The 23,502-nt window shown below is 46.4% G+C and carries 24 protein-coding genes and 1 pseudogene; 9 read left to right on the forward strand and 16 right to left on the reverse strand.

All coding sequences use genetic code 11. The annotated features are described in order from the left end of the window. Positions 1-44: 44 nt before the first annotated feature. Both IPJ02_16610 and IPJ02_16615 read left to right on the forward strand, forming a co-directional pair. Positions 45-1,232 (forward strand): TonB-dependent receptor, encoded by a 1,188-nt coding sequence (locus IPJ02_16610; protein MBK7377102.1) that lies wholly within the window; start codon positions 45-47, stop codon positions 1,230-1,232. 1 nt (position 1,233) lies between these two features. Beyond that, complete coding sequence (locus IPJ02_16615) at positions 1,234-2,268, forward strand: TonB-dependent receptor family protein (GenBank protein ID MBK7377103.1); 1,035 nt, start codon at positions 1,234-1,236, stop codon at positions 2,266-2,268. 10 nt (positions 2,269-2,278) lie between these two features. Here IPJ02_16615 and IPJ02_16620 read toward each other — a convergent pair whose 3' ends face one another. Together IPJ02_16620 and IPJ02_16625 are read right to left on the reverse strand one after the other, a co-directional pair. Beyond that, positions 2,279-2,797, reverse strand: coding sequence for a hypothetical protein (locus IPJ02_16620; GenBank protein ID MBK7377104.1), 519 nt, complete (start codon positions 2,795-2,797; stop codon positions 2,279-2,281). Positions 2,798-2,806: 9 nt separating this feature from the next. After that, positions 2,807-3,589: a (Fe-S)-binding protein gene (locus IPJ02_16625; protein ID MBK7377105.1), complete on the reverse strand. Its 783-nt coding sequence runs from the start codon at positions 3,587-3,589 to the stop codon at positions 2,807-2,809. Positions 3,590-3,770: 181 nt separating this feature from the next. Between IPJ02_16625 and IPJ02_16630 the strand changes: the two genes are divergently transcribed. Further along, on the forward strand, positions 3,771-4,826 hold the full coding sequence (locus IPJ02_16630; protein ID MBK7377106.1) for a hypothetical protein: 1,056 nt from the start codon (positions 3,771-3,773) through the stop codon (positions 4,824-4,826). 26 nt (positions 4,827-4,852) lie between these two features. Here IPJ02_16630 and IPJ02_16635 read toward each other — a convergent pair whose 3' ends face one another. Genes IPJ02_16635 through IPJ02_16670 form a run of 8 tightly spaced genes read right to left on the reverse strand, consistent with a single transcriptional unit; the run spans position 4,853 to position 11,133 of the window. After that, positions 4,853-5,434: a 4-phosphopantetheinyl transferase family protein gene (locus IPJ02_16635; GenBank protein ID MBK7377107.1), complete on the reverse strand. Its 582-nt coding sequence runs from the start codon at positions 5,432-5,434 to the stop codon at positions 4,853-4,855. Further along, complete coding sequence (locus IPJ02_16640; GenBank protein MBK7377108.1) at positions 5,431-5,685, reverse strand: acyl carrier protein; 255 nt, start codon at positions 5,683-5,685, stop codon at positions 5,431-5,433. Before IPJ02_16640 ends, IPJ02_16635 begins: the two co-directional genes overlap by 4 nt. Next, positions 5,682-6,959, reverse strand: coding sequence for a beta-ketoacyl-[acyl-carrier-protein] synthase family protein (locus tag IPJ02_16645; protein ID MBK7377109.1), 1,278 nt, complete (start codon positions 6,957-6,959; stop codon positions 5,682-5,684). The genes IPJ02_16640 and IPJ02_16645 overlap by 4 nt, the downstream gene beginning before the upstream one ends. Next, positions 6,956-7,402 carry a beta-hydroxyacyl-ACP dehydratase gene (locus IPJ02_16650; GenBank protein MBK7377110.1) on the reverse strand — a complete coding sequence of 149 codons (447 nt, stop codon included), beginning with the start codon at positions 7,400-7,402 and terminating at the stop codon, positions 6,956-6,958. Before IPJ02_16650 ends, IPJ02_16645 begins: the two co-directional genes overlap by 4 nt. Before the next feature lie 3 nt (positions 7,403-7,405). Then, positions 7,406-8,203 (reverse strand): SDR family oxidoreductase, encoded by a 798-nt coding sequence (locus IPJ02_16655; protein ID MBK7377111.1) that lies wholly within the window; start codon positions 8,201-8,203, stop codon positions 7,406-7,408. Beyond that, positions 8,197-9,249 carry a type III polyketide synthase gene (locus IPJ02_16660; GenBank protein MBK7377112.1) on the reverse strand — a complete coding sequence of 351 codons (1,053 nt, stop codon included), beginning with the start codon at positions 9,247-9,249 and terminating at the stop codon, positions 8,197-8,199. The genes IPJ02_16655 and IPJ02_16660 overlap by 7 nt, the downstream gene beginning before the upstream one ends. Beyond that, the gene (locus tag IPJ02_16665; protein ID MBK7377113.1) at positions 9,246-9,956 is read right to left on the reverse strand and encodes a methyltransferase domain-containing protein; all 711 of its coding nucleotides are present in this window, start codon (positions 9,954-9,956) and stop codon (positions 9,246-9,248) included. Before IPJ02_16665 ends, IPJ02_16660 begins: the two co-directional genes overlap by 4 nt. Positions 9,957-9,993: 37 nt before the next feature. Continuing rightward, positions 9,994-11,133 (reverse strand): FAD-dependent oxidoreductase, encoded by a 1,140-nt coding sequence (locus IPJ02_16670; protein MBK7377114.1) that lies wholly within the window; start codon positions 11,131-11,133, stop codon positions 9,994-9,996. A gap of 215 nt (positions 11,134-11,348) precedes the next feature. Here IPJ02_16670 and IPJ02_16675 point away from each other — a divergent pair, with 215 nt between their 5' ends. From IPJ02_16675 to IPJ02_16690, 4 genes are all read left to right on the forward strand, one after another. Continuing rightward, complete coding sequence (locus IPJ02_16675) at positions 11,349-11,810, forward strand: DM13 domain-containing protein (GenBank protein MBK7377115.1); 462 nt, start codon at positions 11,349-11,351, stop codon at positions 11,808-11,810. A 31-nt stretch (positions 11,811-11,841) separates the two neighbouring features. Beyond that, positions 11,842-12,576, forward strand: a complete 735-nt coding sequence (locus IPJ02_16680; GenBank protein ID MBK7377116.1) for a hypothetical protein — start codon at positions 11,842-11,844, stop codon at positions 12,574-12,576. Between the two features lie 34 nt (positions 12,577-12,610). Further along, positions 12,611-13,123: a YceI family protein gene (locus IPJ02_16685; protein ID MBK7377117.1), complete on the forward strand. Its 513-nt coding sequence runs from the start codon at positions 12,611-12,613 to the stop codon at positions 13,121-13,123. A gap of 97 nt (positions 13,124-13,220) precedes the next feature. After that, entirely contained in the window at positions 13,221-13,898 is a 678-nt protein-coding gene (locus tag IPJ02_16690; protein ID MBK7377118.1) for a LysE family transporter, read from the forward strand. A 20-nt stretch (positions 13,899-13,918) separates the two neighbouring features. On the opposite strand, the gene IPJ02_16695 is transcribed toward IPJ02_16690, so the two are convergent. After that, positions 13,919-14,248, reverse strand: a complete 330-nt coding sequence (locus IPJ02_16695) for a DHCW motif cupin fold protein (protein MBK7377119.1) — start codon at positions 14,246-14,248, stop codon at positions 13,919-13,921. A gap of 216 nt (positions 14,249-14,464) precedes the next feature. Between IPJ02_16695 and IPJ02_16700 the strand changes: the two genes are divergently transcribed. Beyond that, the gene (locus IPJ02_16700) at positions 14,465-15,811 is read left to right on the forward strand and encodes a GIY-YIG nuclease family protein (GenBank protein MBK7377120.1); all 1,347 of its coding nucleotides are present in this window, start codon (positions 14,465-14,467) and stop codon (positions 15,809-15,811) included. 34 nt (positions 15,812-15,845) lie between these two features. Continuing rightward, positions 15,846-16,859, forward strand: a complete 1,014-nt coding sequence (locus IPJ02_16705) for a cation transporter (protein ID MBK7377121.1) — start codon at positions 15,846-15,848, stop codon at positions 16,857-16,859. A 47-nt stretch (positions 16,860-16,906) separates the two neighbouring features. Here IPJ02_16705 and IPJ02_16710 read toward each other — a convergent pair whose 3' ends face one another. From IPJ02_16710 to IPJ02_16730, 5 genes and pseudogenes are all read right to left on the reverse strand, one after another. Further along, positions 16,907-19,132 carry a T9SS type A sorting domain-containing protein gene (locus IPJ02_16710; protein MBK7377122.1) on the reverse strand — a complete coding sequence of 742 codons (2,226 nt, stop codon included), beginning with the start codon at positions 19,130-19,132 and terminating at the stop codon, positions 16,907-16,909. A 702-nt stretch (positions 19,133-19,834) separates the two neighbouring features. After that, entirely contained in the window at positions 19,835-20,542 is a 708-nt protein-coding gene (locus tag IPJ02_16715; GenBank protein MBK7377123.1) for a VIT1/CCC1 transporter family protein, read from the reverse strand. 86 nt (positions 20,543-20,628) lie between these two features. Next, positions 20,629-21,864: an ornithine--oxo-acid transaminase gene (gene rocD, locus IPJ02_16720; GenBank protein ID MBK7377124.1), complete on the reverse strand. Its 1,236-nt coding sequence runs from the start codon at positions 21,862-21,864 to the stop codon at positions 20,629-20,631. A 165-nt stretch (positions 21,865-22,029) separates the two neighbouring features. After that, positions 22,030-22,846, reverse strand: a pseudogene (locus tag IPJ02_16725) (4-(cytidine 5'-diphospho)-2-C-methyl-D-erythritol kinase). 70 nt (positions 22,847-22,916) lie between these two features. Next, the gene (locus IPJ02_16730; protein MBK7377125.1) at positions 22,917-23,501 is read right to left on the reverse strand and encodes a bifunctional nuclease family protein; all 585 of its coding nucleotides are present in this window, start codon (positions 23,499-23,501) and stop codon (positions 22,917-22,919) included. Position 23,502: the final 1 nt, after the last annotated feature.

Consider the following 23,502-nt stretch of genomic DNA (forward strand, 5'->3'; position numbering starts at 1 on the left):
TACAACGAGCCCTTTTTTTTCTTTTACTGTGTTCTCCCGCTGCCTTGACTGCACAAAACACCAAACCCGATCCCGGAATTGTGATCGGCAATATCCTGGATGCGGATAACAGCAAGGCCATTGCAGGAGCCAGTATACGTATCATTCTTTTGTCCGATTCATCGGTCCAGCGCAGCCAGCCGAGCGGAAAGGATGGGGATTTCCTTTTCGACAAACTGCCGTTTGGATACTACCGCCTGCAGGTGAGTGCAACCGGGTATGCAAATCTTTCCCTTGACAGCATCAACATCCGGCAGGAGCGGTTCGATTTTGACCTGAATGATATCCGGCTGAATAAAAAAACATCTACCCTGGATGAAGTGGTGGTATATGCAGAGAAGCCACTGATCGAGAACAAGGACGGCAAACTCACATTCAATACAGGCGAATCGGCACTCAGTTCGGGGGCATCCACCACCGAACTGCTGAAGCAGACACCGCTGGTGAATGTTGATAACGACGGCAAGATCTTGTTGCGGGGGAAGGAAGTGAAAGTGCTGATCGATGATAAACCGGTGGAACTGGATTCAAAACAACTGCAGGATCTTTTGGAGAGCATGCCGGGCAGTATGATCGAAAAGATAGAAGTGATGACCACGCCGCCACCGCAGTACGCCAATGAACGGGGCGGGGTGATAAACATTGTTACCAGGAAGGGGAAGGTTGGGTTTAATGCACGGATAAATGTGAGTTATGGCACCCGGGGCGAAGCAGCCATCAGTGGCAACATGACCTACCGGAAGAATAAATTCACGCTTAATTTTTCAGCGGGATTTGGATACAATGAATACAAGGGCAACAGTTACAGTAACCGCCGGAATTTTTATACCGATTCATCTACCTATTTCAATACGGTTGGCAACAGCGGTAATAATAACCGGCGGCCAAACATACGGCTGAGTGTGGATTATGACCTGAACAAGCGGAACAGCCTGAATTTCACATCGCAGTACAACAGCAACAATTCTGCCAGTGAGAATGAGACCGGGTACAGCAACCTGAACCGGTTCTACGAAGTGTATAAACTGAGCAACCGTACCACCGGTACATCCAATGAGAGCTGGAATCCGAACTTCAATATTACCTATACCTATAAGGGAAAGAACCCGAAAGAGGTTTTAAGACTGATCGGCGGGTTGAACTACAATGCATACAATAATGAACGGGATTTTTACCAGCAGTACCTGAACTAATGTGCTGAACACCGCGTTTTACAAGAAACCGGAGAATATTTTTGTGAAGAATGAACTGCTGAGCAACGACTTTCTTTTTCACCAGACCATTTTCGGGTTGCGGGCATCTGTGCGGTATGATTTTATGCCCGACTTTTATATCAATGCCGGGTTGCAGGCAGAACATACCGTTACCAGTTTCGATATCAGGAACAGCAGTGAACGTTACCCGAATAATTACTGGTCGGCTTTGCCCTTTGGTACACTGATGAAAAAATGGACGAATGACGTGAGCATTACATTCAGCTATAAGCGGACCATTCAACGGCCCCGCCTGAATGAACTGAACCCAAGCACGGACTATGCGGATCCGTACAACACCCGTTCCGGCAACCCTTACCTGCAGCCTTATTATGCCGATAATTTTGACCTGATCTTTGGCAAGTGGAATAAACAGTACAACATCAATGCCTCGGTTGGATACAATGCCCTGCAGGATATTTACAGTTCAATAAGAACCCTGCTGCCCGACGGGAAGACCTTTACCACCTGGCAAAACATAAGCGGAAGAAAGGAGTACGAAGCCAGCATCTGGGGAGGTTATACTCTCAGCAAGAAAGCCAAGGCCAACCTGAGTTTTGGATATACGTACAATGTGTACAGCCTGTACGACCGGTCGGTACGGTATTTCCGCAATGGGGGTTCCTTTTACTCAACGCTGAACGGCACTTACCAGTTCACCGATGTTATGAATGCCAATGCAAGTTTTACATTCAACCGGTTTGCCAACCCGCAGGGAACGATACGAAATACACTGAGCATGAATGTTGGGGTTCAACGCAAGTTCTTCGCCAAACGGTTCATCATAACGGTCAACATCATTGATCCCTTCCGCCAGCAGCAGAACAGGAATTTTACGTACGGAAGTAATTTCAGCCTGGAGAGTTTCAGTACTACCAACACAAGGAACTACCGCATCGCCCTGAGCTATATCTTCAGGAAGAATCCTAAAAAATCGGGCAGGGAGGAACTGCTGAAGAAATTGCAGAAGAAATAACGGGAATTGTTTAACCGGTCTTTGCTGCAAGATCCAGTCGTTTGGCAAGCCAGCTGTCTTTTACCGGTATCAGCCATTTGTCCAGCAATTCTTTTTTGGTAAGAACCGTATTGTTGAAATACAGGGTTCCGGGCGTAACGAAGCCATTCCGAACCGCATAATCCAGTTGGTTAAGGGGGAGCAGCTGTACCTTGTCTTTAATAACAAAGGCCAGGCTCTGCCGGTCGAACATCTGTACCTGGAATTTTTCTTCAATGGCTTTGATGACATGAACAGAACTGTCGGTGCTGCAGCCGCCGACCGCAGTGTCTGATTCATCGGCCATGATCACGATGAACTGCCCGAAGAATAGATTGGCATATCCTTTCACCGGGGCGCCATGACTTTTCCAGCCGGCCACAAATTCATTCAGCATGTGTTCCATCTGGAGGGCTTCGCTGATAAAGAATAAACGACTGCTTTGATAGATCCACACCCGCGAGTTGTCGTTAAGATCAGTGGGTATGTGTGATTGAAAGTCTAAATTCATTATTCATTTTTAATTCTTCATTGATAAGGCTACGAGTTCCGCAATGTCCAGTACCTGCACTTCTTCCTCTTTGTTATTGTTCTTCACACCATCGGTCATCATGGTATTGCAGAAGGGGCAGGCAGCGGCGATCACAGAAGCACCGGTTTCCAGGGCTTCGTTGGTACGTTCAAAATTGATACGGGTGGTCCCTTTTTCTTCTTCCTTGAACATTTGTGCACCACCGGCACCGCAACAAAGGCCATTACTCCTGCATCGTTTCATTTCCACCAGGGAAGCATCCAGGGCTTCCAGTACCTTACGGGGCGCTTCATAAATATCATTGGCCCGGCCCAGGTAACAACTGTCGTGGTAAGTGATCTTTTTCCCTTTGTACGTTCCGCCTTCCGCCATTTTTATCTTGCCTTCATCGATCAGTTGCTGCAGGAAGCTGGCGTGATGGATCACTTCATAATTGCCTCCCAGTTCGGGGTATTCATTTTTCAGGGTATTAAAACAATGCGGGCAGGCCGTTACAATTTTCTTTACTCCATACCCGTTCAGGACCTGTATGTTCTGGTATGCCATCATCTGGAACATGAATTCGTTGCCTGCACGCCTGGCCGGGTCACCGGTACACATTTCTTCTTTTCCCAGGATGGCGTATCGGATGCCTACTTTATCCAGGATGCTCACAAATGCCCTGGTTATTTTTTGTGCCCGCTGGTCAAAACTTCCGGCACAGCCAACCCAGAATAATACTTCGGGGCTTTCGCCCTTTGCCATCATTTCGGCCATTGTTGGAACATGCATACAATAATTTTTATCAGGATTTGATGAATGCTGCAATATACTGCTTCTGCAAAAGTAAAATATTCTTTTTTGAACCACATAGGAACATAGAAGTTCAGGTTGGCACATGGTTGTATTCATATGTGTCCTGTATGGTTCAATGTATTTATATAACCCTGCCTGCTTCATTTTAAATATCTTTGTGCCAGTGAAGAATATCGTTCAGCGAATAACAAATTGGGAAGCCTGGCCCTTCAGGTTGCTTTATGCGCCCATCGCCCCCATGTGGGTCTGGTATATGATCCGTTCCGGTTCTGTATGGTTCTTTACACCCAGCAATCCAAAGATCACTTTCGGTGGTATGGATGGGGAACCCAAGAAGGAAATGTATGACCTGCTGCCCAAAGAAATGTACCCGGGAACTTTCAATGTCATGCCCCGGCTGCATTTTGATGAAGTGAAAGCATTGTTGCAGCAAAGCGGCATTCAATATCCCTTTGTTGTAAAACCCGAAGTGGGCTGCCAGGGCATCCTGTTCCGGAAGATCGATACGGAAGAAGAGTTGTTGCATTATCATTCCAGAATGCCGGTCGAATACATTATACAGGCGCTGGTAAGTTATCCAATGGAAGTAAGTGTGTTCTATGTCCGCCATCCGCTGCAAAAAAATGGAAGGGTAACCGGGTTCCTGCATAAGATCCCCCTGCAGGTCACCGGCAATGGAAAGGATACGCTGGAACAACTGGTCAAAAAACATCCCAAGGGGCATAAAAGGATGGGGGAGATGCACAGCAAACATAAGAACCGCTGGAATGATGTTATTCCTGCAGGAGAAAAGTATATGCTTAGTTATGCTGCCAATCATAACCGCGGCGCCCACTTTGTTGACCTGAAAGAGCATATTGATGAGAGGCTGGTGAGTATTTTTGATGATATCAGCCACCGCATCAATGATTTTTTTTATGGCCGGTACGACATCATGTGCACCAATGTGGAAGACCTGAAGAACGGAAAGAACTTCACCATACTGGAATACAACGGCTGCGGCGCAGAACCCAACCATTTTTATGATACCGGCTATACCTTGCCCGGGGCCTACAAAGAAATCCTGAAGCACTGGAAAGCGCTTTACGAAATATGTAAACACAACAGCCGGCAGGGAATAAAGCCCTGGCCTTTTCAAAAAGGAAGAAAATTCCTGGCGGAGATCAATGCCCATTTTAAAGTGATAAGGGCCGTTGATGCTGAGATGCAGTAATACCGGTATCAACCCTCAATGAACGCTTAGTAAATAGTGTACGCTGCATACCGGCCATGCTGCGTGATGGAAACGGGGATACCCGGTTCTTCTCCGATGTAATGTAAATAAGGGATGCCGTTCCTGTCTTTAATGACTGCTATCTTGTTTTTTTGTTTCCCGGAGATCACCGCATAATGGGAGACCAGTTTTTTATAAATGAATTCTTGCTGGCTCCTGTGATCATGCTGGGGGGCCCGGAAGCAACAACCTGTGAAAGGAACTTTGACTGCCCCGGCAGGCCTGGCTATGCTGTAAATATATTTTTTGGAAGAGTGGGTAACTGTATGGTAAGTGATATTACCGGTCTCCACCATTCCTGCTGATCCGTTCAAAACCGTGCAGTTGAATCTTAGCGGGGCAAAAAACCGTCCGCCGTATTGCCGGGTGTAAATTTTGTAAGCGCTTTCTTTCATGCTCCAGAGCTTCCAGACCATTTCATCGGGGGATGCAGTTTCCCGGATATACCGTTGTTCCTGAGGCGTAAATACTTTTTCTAAAAAACCTTTCCGCTTCCAGTTGCTTTCGGCAGCCGCTGTGGCCATATCTACGATATCATTGCCGGTCATTTCTCACTGAGTTTGGCGGTTATGATCTCCATGGCTGCTTTTACGGTGAGCATTTTTTCCATCGACTCATTGTCGATGATGATGTCAAAAGCCGTTTCAATATCCAGGATCACATCCACCAGGTTGGCAGAATTGATCTTGAGGTCCTTCAGGAAGTCGGAGTTTTCATGTAGGTTCTTAAATCCTTCCTGGTCCTTTACATAGGGCTTAACGATCTCTTTCAGCGATCCTATTAATTCTTCATTGGTCATCCATTGTATTTTTTAAAGATGATGCAGCTGTTTATATCGCCAAATCCGAAACTGGCTTTGGCGATCACCTGCAATTTATCTGTTTCTATAAGTTTTTGCGGTATTTTTTCCGGGCCGATCAACGCTGCGATCTCAGGATGTATGTCCTCGCAGTTGATGGAAGGGAAGATGAAATCATTTTTCAGTCCCAATACAGCGGCCACGCATTCAATAGCCCCTGAAGCGCCGAGGCAATGGCCGGTCATGGATTTTAAGGAATGGATATAAGGAAAATCCTTTCCCTTCCTGTTCAATGCTTCCGACCAGTTCTTTATTTCGGTGGCATCTTTTGAGGTTGCTGTCAGGTGCCCGTTGATCAGGTCTATCTCATCCGCAGTGATCCCTGCATTCTCAATTGCCGTTTTAATGCAGCGTTGTACGGCCGTTGAATTCGGTGCGGTCATTGTACCATCACTTCTTTGTCCGCCTGAATTAACTGCACCCCCAAGTACTTCTCCATAAATTCCTGCACCCCTTTCCAAAGCGCTTTCCAATGATTCCAATACCAGGGCACCGGCGCCGCTTCCCGGTACAAAGCCGCTTGCCGTTGCACTCATGGGCCGGGATGCTTTTTCCGGGGTGTTATTATGTTTATAAGTAGTTACCTTCAGGGCATCAAAGCCGCCCCAGATATACGGACCATGATCACTGCATCCTCCTGCAAGCATCCGCTTTGCTTTCCCGGATTGTATGCGCTCAAACCCCATTAAAACAGCATCGGTGCCGGTACAACAGGCAGATGAGTTGGTGGTGACCAGGTTTCCGAGCCCGATCATTCCGCTTAAATAAGCAGATATCCCGCTTGCCATGATCTGCAGAACAGTGGTGCTTCCCAGTGTCTTAACATTACCGGCATCTACTTTATAAATGGCCTCCCTGTATTTTTCTACACCGGAAGTACCGGTGCCGAACACGGTTCCGCTGTCCCAGTCAGGATCTTCCGTTCCACTCATGACCAAACCGGCGTCATTCCATGCATCCATACCGGCCATACAGCCGTATAGGATACCGGAGCTGTTAAAATTCCTTAATTGGAGCGGGGACAGGTACTGTTGTTTCAATTCTTCCGGCACAGGTGGGATGCCGCCAACGCAACAGGAAAATTTCAGATCTTCCAGCTCTTTATAAAAACAGATACCGGAAACACCTTTTTTTATGGCATAGGTAAATGCCGGGATACCGACACCGTTTGGTGCAGCCACGCCAATACCTGTTATAACTACCCGGTTGCTCACTTGTTGTATATTATGATCCCGGAAATGGTACCGCTGCAGACAATTTCACCCGAAGCGTTCCTCATTTCCACTTCGCATTTCAGTTTATTGAAACGAAAATATTTTTTTTGAGATGTAACCGTTACTTTTTCACCCGGAAAGACAGGGGCAAGAAAGTCCACTTCAACAGAACTAAGGGCGATCATTGGCATCGGTGTTCCGGCTGCAATATCATCCTTTAATAAATAGATGCCCAGGCAAACAACGCCGATCTGTGCCATCGTTTCTGTAAGAATGACTCCAGGCGTTACCGGGAAATCTTTAAAATGTCCCTGGTAAAAACATTCTTCGGGTTTGTATGTGTAACTTCCTTTTGCTCCGCTCTCTGTTATTTCATGCAATTCATCGGCAAACAAAAAGGGTGGAGAGTAGGGTAGCAGGTTCAATATTTCTTTTGTAGTCATTGCTCAATTTATATGTTCGCCTCCATCTGCTATGATAGTACTTCCGTTTATCCAGGCAGCTTCATCCTTACATAAAAGATAAACAACATCTGCCACATCTTCAGGGGTTGTTAACCGTTTAAAGGGGTTCCGGTCCATTGCATGTGCCTTTAGCTGCTCATGCCCGGGGATCATCCGGAACGAAGCGGTATCGGTAACGCCGGCCTGTACGCAATTTGCTTTTATACCGTAGGGGGCAAATTCCAGTGCAATATTCCGGGTGATGGCTTCCAGTGCAGCTTTGGCAGCCGATACGGCAGCATAGCTCCTGAACGCTTTTGTATTTCCTTCGCTGCTGAAACTGATGACCCTGGCATCGGCTGCAAATAGTTTGTTCTCATAAAGCAGTTTTGTCCAGTCATACAAACTGATGGCCATTGACTCCAGCGTCAGATGAAAATCATCATTCTGCAAGGAAGGTTGTTCATTACCGGTCATCGGTTTTAAATTGCCCTTTGCAATGCTGTGCACAAGCGCCCTTATTTTTCCCTGTTCACCCAGTTTTTCCCGGATCGTGTTAAGGATCGCATCTCTTTTTTCCGCCTGCATGGCGTCTTTATTGAACGCTAAAAGATCAACACCGGTTGCTTTTATCTGTGCAAACGCCTGTTCAATGGCCGGCATGTCTGTTTTGCTGTTGCGGTGTACAACCATGATATGGCAGCCATGCATGGCCAGTTTTTTGGCTGTGGCCAGGCCCAATCCCGAAGAACCCCCGAGAATGAGTGCCCAGTAATTTTTATTTTCAAATTCCTTTACCATTTCAATAAAATGCTTTGTGCAGAAAAACCCGGGCCAAAACTCAGCATCAGTCCCATCTCGCCCCTGGGTACCCCCCTGTCCAGGAAACGTTCCAGTACATACAGTACGGTCACGCTCGACATGTTGCCATACTGTTTCAATACTTCCCTTGTATCATCAATATTTTTTCCAAGCGAACCAAACAATTCTTCCACCGTTTGCAGTATTTTTCTTCCGCCGGGATGAAAAACAAAATTATTGATTTCGCCGATGTTTGAATTGTTCCTTTCCAGGAAAGGATGAACGATCTTCGGAAAATGTGCTGCAATGGTTTCCGGTACGGTCTCATCCAGTATCATGCGAAGGCCTGTATTGGTGAGTTTGAAACCCATCATGTATTCCGCATCATAAAAATGATACATTTCTTCCGCAATGATCTCCGGGCCCTCATCTCCGGGGCAGGAGGATAATAATATGGCAGCGGCGCCGTCGCCGAATATGGCGGCACTTACGATATTGGCCATGGAGAAATCATCGAGTTGGAAAGTTGCTGTAGGAGATTCCACCGCAACCACGGCCGCCCGTTTGCCGGGATTGGCCTTTAAAAAATTTTTGGCATAAATGATCCCGGAAACACCGGCTGCACAGCCCATTTCGGTGACCGGCAGGCGTACAATGTCCTGTTTCATCTTTAAGCGGTTCACCAGGTATGCGTCAACCGAGGGGATCATTATCCCGGTGCAGCTTACCGTGATCAGGTAATCTATGTCCTGTGCGATCCATCCGGCTTTGTCCAATGCGTTCCGGAGTGACATTTCGGCCAGCTTTGTGCATTCCCGCACATAGATGTCGTTCTTTTCTTCAAAGGAGGAATTGGCGAAAACCTCTTCCGGGCCCATTATGGAATACCTTCTGTCCACACCGGCATTGCCAAAGATCTTAATGACCTTCCGGATGAATCGTTCGTCTTGTCCTGTCAGCCAATGTTCTATAAGCGGTAATATTTCTGAGGTAGGCCGGGTGTGAGGGGGCAATTGCTTTGCTACGGTTTTTATTTTTACGCTCATGTTTTTTTGATTATCCATTGATACCGGAAGGCCCATTTCCAGTGAATTGAACTGGTTGTATCCTTTATTTTTTTACTCATATTCACCAGTTCCTTTTTTTTAAACCCCCTCAGCACAGAGATGGCACCATCTTTTCTTACCATGGGATTCGAAATGAAAATGCTTATGAACCTGAACAGGTACCAGGCTGTGCTGCTCCGGTGCAGGTCGTTTATAACAATGCCTGTGCTGGCTTTTTCTGCCAGGGATCCCAGCATCCTTTCTATCTCTTCATTTTTAAAATGGTGAAGGAATAAAGTAGCCAGTGCAATATCATATGCCGGTTCTGGAAACGCATCCGCCAGCACATCCATTTTTAAATAACGGATCTCCGGGTAATTGGCCGACAACTTCCGGGCATAATTTACGGTAAATTCATTGGCATCGATGCCGGTCAACTTAAAAATGTAATTATTTTTCTTTCCGTATTCCGCTACGGCCCTCAGCATATCACCACTGCCGCAGCCCAGGTCAATGATAGAAATAGTTGAACCGGCCGGTGTGGACCTCAATAACGCATGCAGGCCCTGGATGGTTGCTTTGTTCCCACCCAGCCATTTATTTATTGCGGCGATCTGGTCCAGGGTCTTCCGCAGCATTTCGCCTTCCATAGAAAGATCGTCCATGATCTCTGCTTCGGGGCTCCGGTATGTTGTACGCACGAACATTTCAGGATCGGTTTAAGTATGTGGCATGTCTATCCATTCAATCCGTTGTTAACTGCAACGGTTTACCATGTGTATGTTTTATAATGGCGGGCAATACTCCCGGAATATGTGTCAGGCCATACATGATCAGCCTGGTAAGACCATCTTTGCCAAAAAATGGTTGCACGATCCTGCCGGTTGTTACCCGGGTCTTGAATGCTGCATTCCACATCCGGTTGTATGCATGTTCCAGTTCAGTGCGGGAAATGGTCTTCTTACTGAAATATTCAAGGATCAGTTCCGAAGCTATTTTGGCGCTGTGTATCGCCATGGCCATACCGTTGCCACACAGGGGATGTATCATTCCCGCCGCATCACCACACATCAGCATATGACCTTCCACGGTGGTCTTATTGGAAAAAGAAACCTGGCTGATCGTCAGGGGATGCTCAAATACAGGAACAGCATTTTCGAAAATCCTTTTTAAATGGGGATTCCTGCAAAGCACTTCCTGCCTGAAGGCCTCCGTATTCCTGTATTGCTGAAAACTACTGTAGTTGGTGATATAACAGGCATTTATATTCCCATTTTCCACCTTTGAGATCCCGCAGTAACCGCCTTTAAAATTGTGCAGGGCCACCAGGTCTTCCGGGAAATCGCCTGCCAGGTGTGTCTTTACGGCTACAAAGGGCGACCTGTCTTTTATAAATGTCCTTTCCAGCTTTACATCCAGGTTGCTTCTTTTACCGAAAGCACCTATTACACTTCTTGCGGTAAATTCATTTCCATCTTTGGTCTGCACCCGGAACATGTCATTTTCAAAATGAACATCGGAAACAGTATCCTGCATTACTGAACAACCGTTTTGTACCGCATGCTGAAAAAGAAAATGATCCAGTGTATACCGGCTTACCCCAAAGCCGCCCAGGGGAAGTTTTATTTCTGTCGTTTTTCCACGGGTAGTACTCAGTAAGAACCGGTTGATCTTTTTTGCACCGGTTGTCATCGGGTCTGCTCCAAGTTGTTGCAGGTAGGGTAATACTTCATTGGAGACATACTCGCCGCAGACCTTATGTTTCGGGTATTCATTTTTCTCGATAAGTATAACCGATAAACCGGCTTTGGATAAATGGATGGCACTCACCAGGCCGGCAAGTCCTCCGCCAATGATGATAATATCTGTTGCATTGCTGTTCAAAAGACCGTTAAAGCTGGTTCCGGGTACCGGTTTAAAAATTTGTTTAAAAGTACATTCAAATCTGCGTATGTCTTTCAAACAACTGGGCTATTTTTTTACCGGCAGGTTTGGGTATCGACGGGAAAGTTAAAAAACTGTAAAAACACATCACTGTCATTCATGCGACAATCCGTATATCTACTGCCCTTTATTTTTGACATCAAAATAAAATACGCATGAAAAGATTTTTCCACTTACCCGTCATTTGCTTTGTGGCCGGAATGACATTCCTGGCATCCTGTAAAAAAAATACGATTCCTTCCAATGGTAATGAGGTTATCGTTAACCCGGGCGACAGCACCCAGCCGGTGATCTTATACAGCGGCAGCTTAACCGGGGGCGAGGCCGGCGACCAGGCAAGGGGAGATGTGACCATTGAAAAGGTGGGCACTAAAAAATACCTGGTGTTCAGGAATTTCAACTCCAACAACGGGCCGGACGTTCATGTATATTTTTCCAAAACAATCGGAAGCCATGCATCGCCCCCTACGGAGTACAAAGACCTTGGTTTTCCGAAGTATACCAGCGGCACGTTCAATTACGAACTGCTGACGGAACCGGATATTGCCAATTATAAATATGTGCTTATCTGGTGTGCCCGGTACAGGATCCAGTTTGGGTACACAGAATTAAAATAACAATCAACCCGTTAACCTTTCAATTTAATGTATGAAAAAGAACCTGGTACTTATCATTTCTGTTATCTTTTTATCGGCATCGGCAACTGCCCAGAAAAAAAACAAAAGGCCGGTTGACCGGTTTGCTGATCTTACGGTGGGCATTGGGGCTTCCCAGGTAACCGGATCCCTTTCCTATGTGCATAACTGGAAATTTGGAAAACGAAAAAAATGGGAACTTGGCCTGGGTGCCCGGTACTCGGGTTATTTTGGAACGGACCTGTACTACCGGACTGCCCCCGCAAAGCTAACCAGCGGCAAAACGGATCCAACGGTGCTGTTTACCGAAGATATTGAAGAGAACATTGATTCGGTATTATTTCCAAAGTCACAGGTGAACTCTTTCAATATCTCTCTCAACATTGGTTATAATTTCACCAAAAGATTCTCGGCAGGTTTGAATATTGACCTGGCCGGTTTCACCGTTGGTAAAAAACAGGATGGGATCTATTACGGGAACAATTTTGCAACCGGCGTACCGGTAACTGCAAAGCCTACCGGTTTTAATCTTTTGTTAATTAGTGATAATGACAAGGGCTCGCTGAACAGTGAATTGTTCGGTCGTTATACGTGGAATGATTCTTGGGGGGTGAAACTGGGTATCCAGTTTTATTTTGCCGAGTTCACAACGGATACAAAGGTTCAGACCACACCAGGCGGTGATGTAAATGACCGGTTCCGGAAAAAGATGCTGGGGGCCGGGTTGGGAGTGACCTATAAATTTTAAAAGCGAACCGGCTGTTTTTAATTAATTTTAGTAGATGAAAAAACTCCTTACATTCCTTATCTTTTTAACAGGAATCCCGGGCCTTGCACAAGCGCAATTGGTATTAACCCCGGTTGATGCAGGAAGCAACGTGCATTTCGTGATAAAGAACTTCGGCATTAAGACCCGGGGGGATCTGAAGGGGTTGAAAGGAACGATCCGGTTTGCCCCGGAAAATTTAGCTGCCAGCAGTTTTGATGTATCCGTAGATGCCAACAGCATTGATACGGATAATGAAAGCAGGGATAATCACCTCCGCCAGGCTGAGTATTTTAATGTAGCCACCCATAAGACCATCCATTTTAAAAGCACGAAAGTTGTGCTGTCATCGGTTGCCGGCAGGTATTACATGTACGGTGACCTTACCATCAAAGGCGTTACCAGGCCGGTTGAATTTGGCTTTGGTGTCAGCCCCAAAGACGGGGATATGTTTTTGAGGGTGAATTCGGTATCAACCGGAGAGATTTTGGTGTGGGTGGGAGCAGCATTTCCCTGTCGGATAAGCTGACCGTTTCGCTTTCTGTATTAGCAAAAAAATAATTTTCATTCCCCATTTCCATTCGCATGAATGGCAGGATATTGTTCCTGCTTGTTATCTTTGCCCGATGCCAAAATTGTTCCAGATCTTTGGATGGGGTCTTCTCATCAGTTTCCTGGGTTCATTGCCCCTCGGTACACTGAACGTGGCTGCCATGCAGATCGGCATCCAGGAAAGCATCATGAATGCCCTGTATTTTTCCTTTGGTTCTTTGCTGGTTGAAATGATCTATGTGCGCATCTCCCTGGTGGGTATCGACTGGGTACGTAAACAGGAAAAACTGATGAAGGCCATGGAATGGATCACCCTGTTCATCATCATTGCACTGGCAGCAGGCAGTTTCATTGCAGCACTCCGGGACGGGGCCACTGAAAAAAATGTGATGCTGCAGAACAACATGCACCGTTTTGTGCTCGGGATGTTCATGTGTGCCATCAACCCCGTTCAGATCCCTTTCTGGTTTGGGTGGAGTACCATATTATTCAGTAAAAAAGTACTGGAACCCCGGCAAAGCCATTACAATATTTACATCATCGGTATTGGGTTGGGTACCCTGGCCGGTAATGCCGTTTTTATTTTCGGAGGCAGGTGGCTGGTTCAGCGTATCGCCAACAGCCAGGAATACCTGAACTGGGTCATCGGCGGCATATTTGCCATCACGGCCATCATACAGGCCATAAAAATGATCCGGCATAAGGATGCCGTACATAAATTCACCCACGCGGAGGAGGATAACAGGGGCTGAAAAAAAACATGCTGTACGAATCAGTCCACAATAAACAAACGGCATCCGTTTTCCGTCCTGCTGCGGTGAGCCTCACAGTTATCGCCTACATGATAGGTCATGCCTTGGGAAAGAGTGAATTCCCTGCCGTCTTCCAGCTCCGTTATCATTTCCCCGGAGATGCAGTAAATGATATGCCCTTTTTTGCACCAGTGGTCGGCAAAATACCCCGCAGAATATTCCACCATCCGTACCCGGATATCGCCCATCCTGAAGACCCTCCGGTGTGCCATGCCCGTGGTGCCCGTATGTTCTTCCTTTTCAATACCCGACCAGTCAAGCGTTTGGAAGGGGAAGGCTTTAATTTCCATCATACTTTTATTTGGTTTCTAAATTAACAAAATTTCATAAGCTGTCTCGGTTTGTCATGTTATCCGCCAGTTGGCGGAGAAACATTTGACGGGCTCTTGTTCAGTTGTCAGCCTTAGTATAGCAGCCTGGCAGATTCCTCGTGCCTCGGAATGACAAACTTAGTCAGCAGAAAAAATATTCTTCCACTGTTTAAATTAGTATTTTCGGGGTTCCTCATGTACGCCATTGTAGATATCGAAACAACGGGTGGCTATGCTTCTGCCCACGGTATCACCGAGATCTCGGTGTATGTGCATGATGGACAAAAAGTAGTAAAGCATTTTGAGACACTCATCAACCCGCAGCAGGATATTCCCCGTTACATTACCGCACTTACAGGCATCGATAATGAGATGGTGGCCGATGCACCGGTATTTGATGAAATTGCCGATGTGCTGTTTGAGATCCTTCATGAGAACATATTTGTGGCCCATAACGTGAACTTTGATTATTCCTTCATCAGGCACCATCTTAAGGGATCGGGTTATGACCTCACCTCAAAAAAATTATGTACCGTTCGTTTGGGCAAGCGGGTATTTCCCGGGCTGCCTTCCTATAGCCTGGGTAATCTCTGCCGTTCTTTAAAGATCCATATCGAGAACAGGCACCGGGCGGGAGGGGATGCAAAAGCCACGGTCAGGTTGTTCGAATTCATGCTGGCCAACGGCGCCCAAAATCATATTGACCAGATGCTGAAGAAGAGTTCTGCCGAGCAATGGCTTCCGCTGAACCTTGATAAAGCCCTTATTGACAAACTGCCACCCAGGCCGGGTGTTTATTATTTCCATAACAACAAGGACAAGATCATTTATGTAGGCAAGGCCATCAACCTGAAGAAAAGGGTAAGCAGTCATTTTACCCAAAATGATCCCGACCCCAAGCGCCAGAATTTTATACGGAATGTGCACAAGGTATCGTATAAGCAATGTGCCACCGAACTGGAAGCGATCGTTCTGGAAAGTACGGAGATAAAGCGGCTGTGGCCCCGGTATAATAAAAGCCAGAAGCAGCCGCTTCAGAAATATGCCCTGTATTCCTTTGAAGACAGCCGGGGGTATATGCGGCTGGCCATTGATAAGAAGAAAAAGAACCTGCCCCCGCTCTATAATTTCAACCTGCTGAATGAAGGGCTTGTACTGGTAAAGAAAATGGTGGAGGAGTTTGAACTGAATGCAAAACTCTGTTTTTTGGATAAGACAGCTTTTACCAAAGCGGAGGAAAAAAAACTGGAACCTCCTGTGCTGTACAATGAAAAGATCCGGAAGGCGATCGGGGCATTGAATGAACAGTTGCCCACGTTTGCATTGGTTGATGAGGGGATCAACCCGGGCGAAAAGCTATGCCTGCTGGTGGAACGGGGCTGTTTCTGGGGCATGGGCCACCTGCCTGCGTCTTATCCAATAGCATCATCGGCAGATCTGAAGAATATTTTAAACCCTTTTGCAGACAACGATATCATACGCAATAATATTTTTTCTTTTGCAGAAGCAAATCCCGGTAAGCGGATAATGCTGGATAATTGACCTGGCTGATTTTGAAAACCTAATACCTTGTACGTTGCAGACAGCGCTTTACAACCTGAAGATACAAAAACGGATCGCTGCTTTATCGGTTGTCTTATTGATCATCAAAACAATTGCCTGGTACCTGACGGGGTCTGTTGCTATTTTAACAGACGCATTCGAAAGTATTGTGAACGTAGTTGCCGGTTTTATAGGTGTATACAGCCTTTATGTATCTGCCAAGCCCATCGACAAGGATCATCCATACGGTCATGGAAAAGCTGAATTCATTTCGGCAGCCATTGAAGGAACAATGATAACCATTGCCGGGCTCATCATCATTTATGAAGCGCTGAATAACCTCATTCACCCGCACGAGATAAATAAACTGGATTATGGGATCATCCTCACGGCAGCTACCGGGCTGGTGAATTATATTGCCGGGTACTTCTGTATCAAGACCGGGAGAAAGAATAATTCCCTGGCATTGATCTCAAGCGGTAAGCACCTGCAATCCGATACCTGGACAACGATGGGTATTGTGGCAGGCCTACTCCTCCTTTTGCTTACCGGCCTGGACTGGATCGACAGTGTGATAGCCATCCTGTTCTCTGTGTTCATCATTTACACCGGGTACAAGATCACAAGAAGTTCTGTGGCTGGCATCATGGATGAAGCGGATACGGCGTTGCTGGATAAGCTGGTGCATATGCTGAATGCAAACAGAAGGGAGAACTGGGTTGACCTGCATAACCTGCGGATCATAAAGTACGGCAGCCGGCTGCATCTTGATTGCCATCTTACGGTGCCCTGGTACCTGAATGTACATGAAGCACATCGGGAGATCGATGCATTGTCCGGGTTGGTAAAAAAAGAATTCGGGGAATCGGTGGAGCTGTTTGTTCATTCGGATGGCTGCCTTGATTTTTCCTGCAGCATCTGTACAAAAGCTGATTGTCATGTGCGCAAATTCCCGTTTGAGAAGAAAGTGGAATGGACCATGGAGAATATCTTAAGTAATAATAAGCACCGGCTTGCCCGGGAAGAGAATAAACCATTTAAAAAGTAAAAGCCGTTCCCAGCTGGAAACGGCTTTTAGTATAAATTCCGGGTATGTTAATTACTGCTGATCGTTTTACGCACCACGTTCTCGGTTGATGTAGATACCCGTATTAAGTAAATACCACTTGCCACAGCGGGTATATTCTTATTGATCGTTGTATTACCCTTTTGCAGTTGTATGGCGCTGTTAAGTACCAGCCTGCCGCTGATATCTATGATGGAAAGATTTGCCGGCTGTGCCGTAGTACTGTTAATGATCACAGAGGCTGTGCCTGCATTGCCCGATATCGCTGCATAATTTATACGGAGCATATTGCTTTTCGTATTGGCGATCACAACCACTTTGCTGTATTCCAGTGAGCCATCCCTGTCAACCATCTTAAGCCGGTAATAGTTATTGCCGTCCAGGGGCGTTGCATCGGTAAAATTGTATATTACTTCTGTGGAGGAGAAACCGCTTGCATTTACCCTGCCTATTTCAAAATAGGTCCTGCCGTCGTTGCTTCTCTCAATGCTGAAATAGTCGCTGTTCACTTCGGAGGCGGTGTTCCAGTTCAACATGTTCTTTCCTGCATGCTCCCTGCCCGTAAAATCAATGATCACAATGGGCAATGTGGATGAGCCGAATTCCATGTATCCACCATCCGGTGCCGTACCGGCGTAAGGAGAACCCACATAAACGCCTGCATCGATCAGCGGTGATGAAGGCTGCAAACGGAAATCGGTGGCAGACACAAATAATGGGTTCACCGCCCTGTTATTGGCATAGGTATAATTAGTTGGGTTACCAGCAGGCCAGGAAGGGGTGTTACTGTTCCCATTCGCCCACGCATCGTTATGCGTTACGGTCATTGTATTAATATTGGTAGCACTGCTGGTACCCACCATCCAGGCACCTGCAAATCCTTTAACGATGTTGTTCCGTACCTGGATATTGCTGCAGTTCCCGTTATCCTGCGAGGAGAAATCGATCCCCCACCAGGGCGCATCTCCTGTTTTGGCTACGATGGTGTTGTTGTAAATATAAAGGCCATTTACATATGGGTCGTTGGTGCCTTCACTGAAGAGCCCAATGCCGCTTCCATTGCCCCTGTATATGTTGCTGAACAGGTTGCGGCGTATGATATTATTGGTAAGGGCGCTGTATCCGCCGGCAGGAGCAGGGTAGTTGTACCCGCCGCTGTTACCGGGTCCCCGGGTATTGAACTGCACACCGGTGCAACTGTTGTTGATGATGTTGTCTTCAATGATGATGGATTCGGTTGCAAATTCCAGGATGATGCCGCTCTCAAAATTGGTATTTACCGTCGGGTGATCAAGTGTGTTATGATGGATCCATGCACAGAAATTATACGTGCCTTTGTAATTGTAATTGAGGTCAATACTTCCCTGGATCTGGTTGTTATAAATTTCCAGACCCGAAATATTAAAGAGTTCAATGGCAAAATCCCAGTCCCCGTTCTCGCCGGGATAACTTCCTTTGTAATAGGCTTTCTTGAGGGTGTTGTTGTATATCTTTACTCCTTTCAGCCAACCATTCTCCCAGTATTTAATGGGCCATCCGTTCTTAAAATCCTCCCGCTGGTCCTGGATCATGGTGTTGTTGTAGATCTCCATGCCCTGTTGTCCGCCGATATTTAATTGTCCGGCTCCATATCCTAAAGTACAGCGGGCGGTATTTAACAGGGTGTTGTTGTAAAATTTATTCCCGGTGGCATAATGCCCGGGGTCTGTAAGTGGATTAAAAACCGTGTTGCCGTCAAAATTAACGCCCCTGTCGTAAAAGTTCATGATCTTGCAGTCGCGGATAACAACATTGCTGCGCCCGCTTACATCGATACCCCACCAGGTTTTATAGTTGGTTTCCGAAACATACTGCCCGTTGAACGTGATGCCGGAAATGGTCTGGTTGCCGTTGGTATCCCAGCCCGAACTAAGGGTAAGCAAAGCTGACCAGTCACCGGTTATTGCACTCAGGATGATCGAAGTGGCCATCCCTTCCCCTTCAAGATTTACACCTACCCTGAGCGAACTGGTTTGTGTTTCGGTATAAGTACCCGGCAGCACGTGAATGGTGTTGCCGGCTGCTGTAACGGTGGACGTTGCTTTGAACAATGTTCTCCAGGGATTGACAAGGGTTCCGTTGCCGGTGGCATCATTACCCGTTGGGCTGATGTAATAGGTGGCAGCGAAACCGGCAATGGTAAAGAAAAAAACCAGGCCGGCAGTTAAGAAAATCGCAGGTACAGATCTTCTTAAAGAAAGCAGATGAGTTTTCATTGGGATATTTTTGGTTTCTAAAGGAATTTATATTGACTGTACGGATTGATACAAGCAATATTGATTTACAAAATTTGCAAATGAGAAAAGAAAAAAGTATCGGATGATGAACCGCTTTTTTGTAGAGAAAAATCCAGCGTAGTGTAGTAACGGTATGCCGGTTATGCATACGGTTACCCTATCTGAAGATCATCCTCAAATTTTCAAATTTGCTTTTATTTTGCTGGCAGGATCGCCTGGGGTAACAGGGGCTTAAATGATCTACCGGGCTGCAGTTCTCTTGTGCAGCTTAGGTAAATGGGAATAAGGTCTTTGGAATTGTTTGGGATCGGCTTTCAGCACCAGGTAGCCTGGTTCTGCTAAACATGTAAATTTTAGTTTTCATAGGATCTCATTTTTTGCTTTGAACACGGATTACTCATCATTGCCAAAAACCGTACCATACTTTTAAAAATGAATATTAGTTTTTAACATTCATAAAGTATGAGATCTGTTTATAATGAACGTTTCGGGTATCATTAAAACCGAACGGTTCCCGGGTTTTAAATATTCTGCTATTAAAATACTTTTTCTCCACAGCGTATTTTACAAAATGTGGAAATACCTGTTCAGGATCTTGCAGAAAAATAAATACGTAGGGAAATTACGAAGCAGGCCAGGTTAATTTAATATGATTGCCTGCTGATATAAAGTGTGTGCTGGTTATTGTTCGATCAGTTTTGCCACCCCGAATGCCGCAGCGGCTGCCAGGGCGCCGATCAGGGTAACTTTTGCGGCACCCCAGAAGGGATTGACACCGGTGACCCTGCTTTTAAAATACCCAAAAACAAAGAGGCAGATGAGGGTTGCGATAACAGAGATCTTTAAGGCTTCAACAGAATCGGAGATGAAAAAATAGGGGCTTAGCGGTATGATGCCGCCGAGTATATAAGAAATACCAATGTTCATGGCGCTCTTGGTTGCCCTTTTCGGGTCAGGTTTGTCCAGACCCAGTTCATATTTCATCATAAAATCAACCCAGCGGTCTTTGTCTTTGGCGATTTCTTCGGTGGCCTGTTCCTGTAATTCCGGGCTTAAACCGATATTGGCAAAAAATTCTTTGGTCTCTTCTATTTCCCGGTGCCGCAGGTTCTCCACTTCATCATATTCTCTTTTCAATTCACTTGAATAATGATCCTGTTCTGTTTTTCCTGCCAGGTAACCACCTAGCCCCATGGCGATACTGCCTGCTGCAATTTCGGCGATGCCGGCGATCACAACAATGCTGCTGCTGTCAACAGCGCCGCTTAGCCCGGCTGCCAGTGCAAAGGGAACGGTCAGTCCATCGCTCATGCCGATCACCACGTCCCGCAACAGGTCGGAACTTTCCAAATGCGATTCGATGTGTTCGTGGTGAAGGTGGGTGTCCATGGTTCTCTCAAAAAGAAATCAAGATACAAATTTGCGGGGTTATAAAACCGCAGAAGATTATTTCAGCGGCTGAAGTTTATTATCTTTTACATGAACTGTTTCAGACTTTTTTCAATGATCCCCACGCATTCCATCACCTGTTCCTTTGTGATCACCAGGGGCGGCGCAAACCGTATCTTATCTCCCTGTGTTGGTTTTGCCAGCAGCCCGTTTTCCATCAATGCCAGGCAGAGATCCCAGGCCGCATCCGGGTCCGTATGTTTGATTATGATCGCATTCAATAAGCCTTTGCCCCTTACTTTGGCAAGCAAAGGAGAATTCAGTTTTTCCAGTTCGCTGCGCAATAGCCTGCCCATCGCTTCTGCATTGGCCGCCAGGTCCTCTTCTTTCAATACCTGTAAGGCAGTGATGGCTACCGCACAGGCCAATGGATTGCCTCCATAAGTGCTTCCGTGTTCACCGGGTTTAATGGTCATCATTATCTCATCATCACTCAATACTGCGCTTACGGGCAACACGCCGCCGCTTAATGCTTTGCCCAGTATCAAGATGTCGGGCCTTACATTTTCATGATCGCATGCCAGCATCTTTCCCGTTCTTGCCAGCCCGGTCTGTATCTCATCGGCCATCATCAGTACATTGTATTCGTCGCAGAGGATCCGTATTCCCTGGTAATACCCTTCATCGGGTACCACCACGCCGGCTTCACCCTGTATCGGTTCAAATAAGAATCCGCAGACCGTTTTATCCTGCAGGGCTTTCTCCAGGGCAGGCAGGTCATTAAAAGGAATTTTTTCATAGCCGGAAATAAATGGCCCGAAATCATTGGTGGCAACCGGGTCGCTGCTGAAGGAAATGATGCCCGTGGTCCTTCCGTGGAAATTATCACTGCATACAATGATCTTCGCCATGTTCTGCTCAATGCCTTTTACTTTATATCCCCAATGCCTGGCCAGCTTGATGGCTGTTTCCACAGCTTCCACGCCGGTATTCATGGGCAATACTTTATCGTAACCGAAATAACCGGTGATGAACTTTTCGTATTCACCCAGCAGGTTGCTGTGGAAGGCACGGGAGGTAAGCGTGAGTTTTTGCGCCTGTTCAGTTAATGCAGCAATTATTTTCGGGTGGCAATGTCCCTGGTTAACGGCTGAGTACCCGCTCAGGAAATCGTAGTAGCGTTTTCCATCCACGTCGTATAAATAAACCCCTTCGCCCCGGTCTAACACCACGGGCAGGGGATGATAATTATGGGCGCCGTATTTTTCTTCCAGCGATAAATAATGTTGGGTATTGGCGGATATGTTTACAATTGAATTCATACACATTTTTTTAAAAGGAAGAGATAGGGGAACGAAAAACTGCCCCCAATGGGGACGATAAGAAGATTATCCTCGATGATTGAGCAGGTCGAGGTTGCTGTGTAAGAAAGGCTGTATGTTGAGCAACAGGCTGATGGAATTAAATTTTATGCAAGATAATTTAATTTATGATCTTCTGGAAATAATCATTGCCCGTATATAACGTAACGGGGGTGTTTTATTGAAGATACCGAATACGGTACTGCCGCTTCCGCTCATGGATGCGTATAATGCCCCCTGCCTGTACAGGTCTTCTTTGACCGATCTTACTGCCGGATGAGCGGCAAAGACCGCTTCTTCAAAATCATTTTTCAGGTCATTTTCCCAGGTTGCAACCGGTTGGCTGATCATTTCTCTTATTGATCTTTGCGGAAGGGCAGGCGTGATCTGTGAAAATGCCCAACCGGTATTGATATGGATATTGGGATTGACCAGGACTATTTTATAAGCAGACAGGTCAAGGGCGATCTCTTCCAGCCTTTCTCCACGTGCCGTTGCAAAACAGGGTTTATTGATGATGAAGAAAGGGCAATCGCTGCCGAGCCGGAGGGCGTAGTGCAAAAGTTCAGAAGTGGAGAGGTTTAGTTTGAATTTCTCATTCAGTAGTTTCAGCATGAACGCAGCATCGGCTGAGCCGCCGCCAAGGCCTGCACCCATGGGAATGGCTTTATGCAGGTGAACTTTTACAGGAAGTAACCGGGGAAGATCTTTTTTCAGTAACTGGTAGGCTTTTTACACAGAGGTTGTCCCCTGCAGTCCCTTCCACATGTAAACCGCTTGCGGTAAAGCTTGTTTCCATATTTCCGGCCGGATCTGCTATTGCTTCCAGTGCATCTGTAAAAGGGAGGGGGTAGAAAACCGTCTCCAGGTCGTGGAAGCCATCTTCTCTTTTCCGGAGGATATTAAGGCCAAGATTTATTTTACAGTTAGGGAAAACAATCATTTAAGAATTAAAAATTAGGAATTAAAAATTAAGAATGATTGCTGTGTTTGCGAAAGAGAAGCGGTATTTACTATTTCTTTTTCCTGCTCTTTATCTCATCCCGGATGGCAATGGCCCTGATATAATCCTCGTGGTCCAGCACTTCAGCAAGTAAAGCATCCAGTTCTTCCATCGATAATGATTTCAGGTCGTCGCTGCCTCCTGTTTCTGTGGTCACCGGGGTGCTTTTTTGTTTTTTCTCTTCGCCCTCCATCAAAATGCCTGCCTGGTCCAGTATGCTGTCGTAGGTATAAATGGGGCAACCGAAACGTACGGCCAATGCCAGTGCATCGGATGTACGGGAGTCAATTTCAACGGTGTCATTTGCAGAACTGCAGACCAGCTTGCTGTAAAAGATGCCTTCCTGCAGATCATTGATCACGATCTCATGCAATTCAACATTAAAGGCCATCATGAAATTTTTCATCAGGTCGTGGGTGAGGGGCCTGCTTGGGCTCATGCGTTCCAGCGCCACGGCAATGGCCTGTGCTTCAAAACCGCCGATAACGATCGGTAACCTGCGCAAACCGTTTATCTCCCCCAATACCACCGCATAGGAATGTGTTTGAGTAATGCTGTGCGACAAGGCAACTATTTCCAGTTCTATTTTTTTCATA

The organism is Chitinophagaceae bacterium, from assembly GCA_016710165.1.
Classification (GTDB): Bacteria; Bacteroidota; Bacteroidia; order Chitinophagales; family Chitinophagaceae; genus Ferruginibacter.

Coding starts and splice junctions, on each gene's coding strand:
- IPJ02_16620 (MBK7377104.1), bottom strand. CDS start 2,797: ATGAATTTAGACTTTCAATCACACATACCCACTGATCTTAACGACAAC.
- IPJ02_16625 (MBK7377105.1), bottom strand. CDS start 3,589: ATGCATGTTCCAACAATGGCCGAAATGATGGCAAAGGGCGAAAGCCCC.
- IPJ02_16635 (MBK7377107.1), bottom strand. CDS start 5,434: ATGACCGGCAATGATATCGTAGATATGGCCACAGCGGCTGCCGAAAGC.
- IPJ02_16640 (MBK7377108.1), bottom strand. CDS start 5,685: ATGACCAATGAAGAATTAATAGGATCGCTGAAAGAGATCGTTAAGCCC.
- IPJ02_16650 (MBK7377110.1), bottom strand. CDS start 7,402: ATGACTACAAAAGAAATATTGAACCTGCTACCCTACTCTCCACCCTTT.
- IPJ02_16655 (MBK7377111.1), bottom strand. CDS start 8,203: ATGGTAAAGGAATTTGAAAATAAAAATTACTGGGCACTCATTCTCGGG.
- IPJ02_16660 (MBK7377112.1), bottom strand. CDS start 9,249: ATGAGCGTAAAAATAAAAACCGTAGCAAAGCAATTGCCCCCTCACACC.
- IPJ02_16665 (MBK7377113.1), bottom strand. CDS start 9,956: ATGTTCGTGCGTACAACATACCGGAGCCCCGAAGCAGAGATCATGGAC.
- IPJ02_16675 (MBK7377115.1), top strand. CDS start 11,349: ATGAAAAGATTTTTCCACTTACCCGTCATTTGCTTTGTGGCCGGAATG.
- IPJ02_16680 (MBK7377116.1), top strand. CDS start 11,842: ATGAAAAAGAACCTGGTACTTATCATTTCTGTTATCTTTTTATCGGCA.
- IPJ02_16685 (MBK7377117.1), top strand. CDS start 12,611: ATGAAAAAACTCCTTACATTCCTTATCTTTTTAACAGGAATCCCGGGC.
- IPJ02_16690 (MBK7377118.1), top strand. CDS start 13,221: ATGCCAAAATTGTTCCAGATCTTTGGATGGGGTCTTCTCATCAGTTTC.
- IPJ02_16695 (MBK7377119.1), bottom strand. CDS start 14,248: ATGGAAATTAAAGCCTTCCCCTTCCAAACGCTTGACTGGTCGGGTATT.
- IPJ02_16700 (MBK7377120.1), top strand. CDS start 14,465: ATGTACGCCATTGTAGATATCGAAACAACGGGTGGCTATGCTTCTGCC.
- IPJ02_16710 (MBK7377122.1), bottom strand. CDS start 19,132: ATGAAAACTCATCTGCTTTCTTTAAGAAGATCTGTACCTGCGATTTTC.
- IPJ02_16715 (MBK7377123.1), bottom strand. CDS start 20,542: ATGGACACCCACCTTCACCACGAACACATCGAATCGCATTTGGAAAGT.
- rocD (MBK7377124.1), bottom strand. CDS start 21,864: ATGAATTCAATTGTAAACATATCCGCCAATACCCAACATTATTTATCG.
- IPJ02_16730 (MBK7377125.1), bottom strand. CDS start 23,501: ATGAAAAAAATAGAACTGGAAATAGTTGCCTTGTCGCACAGCATTACT.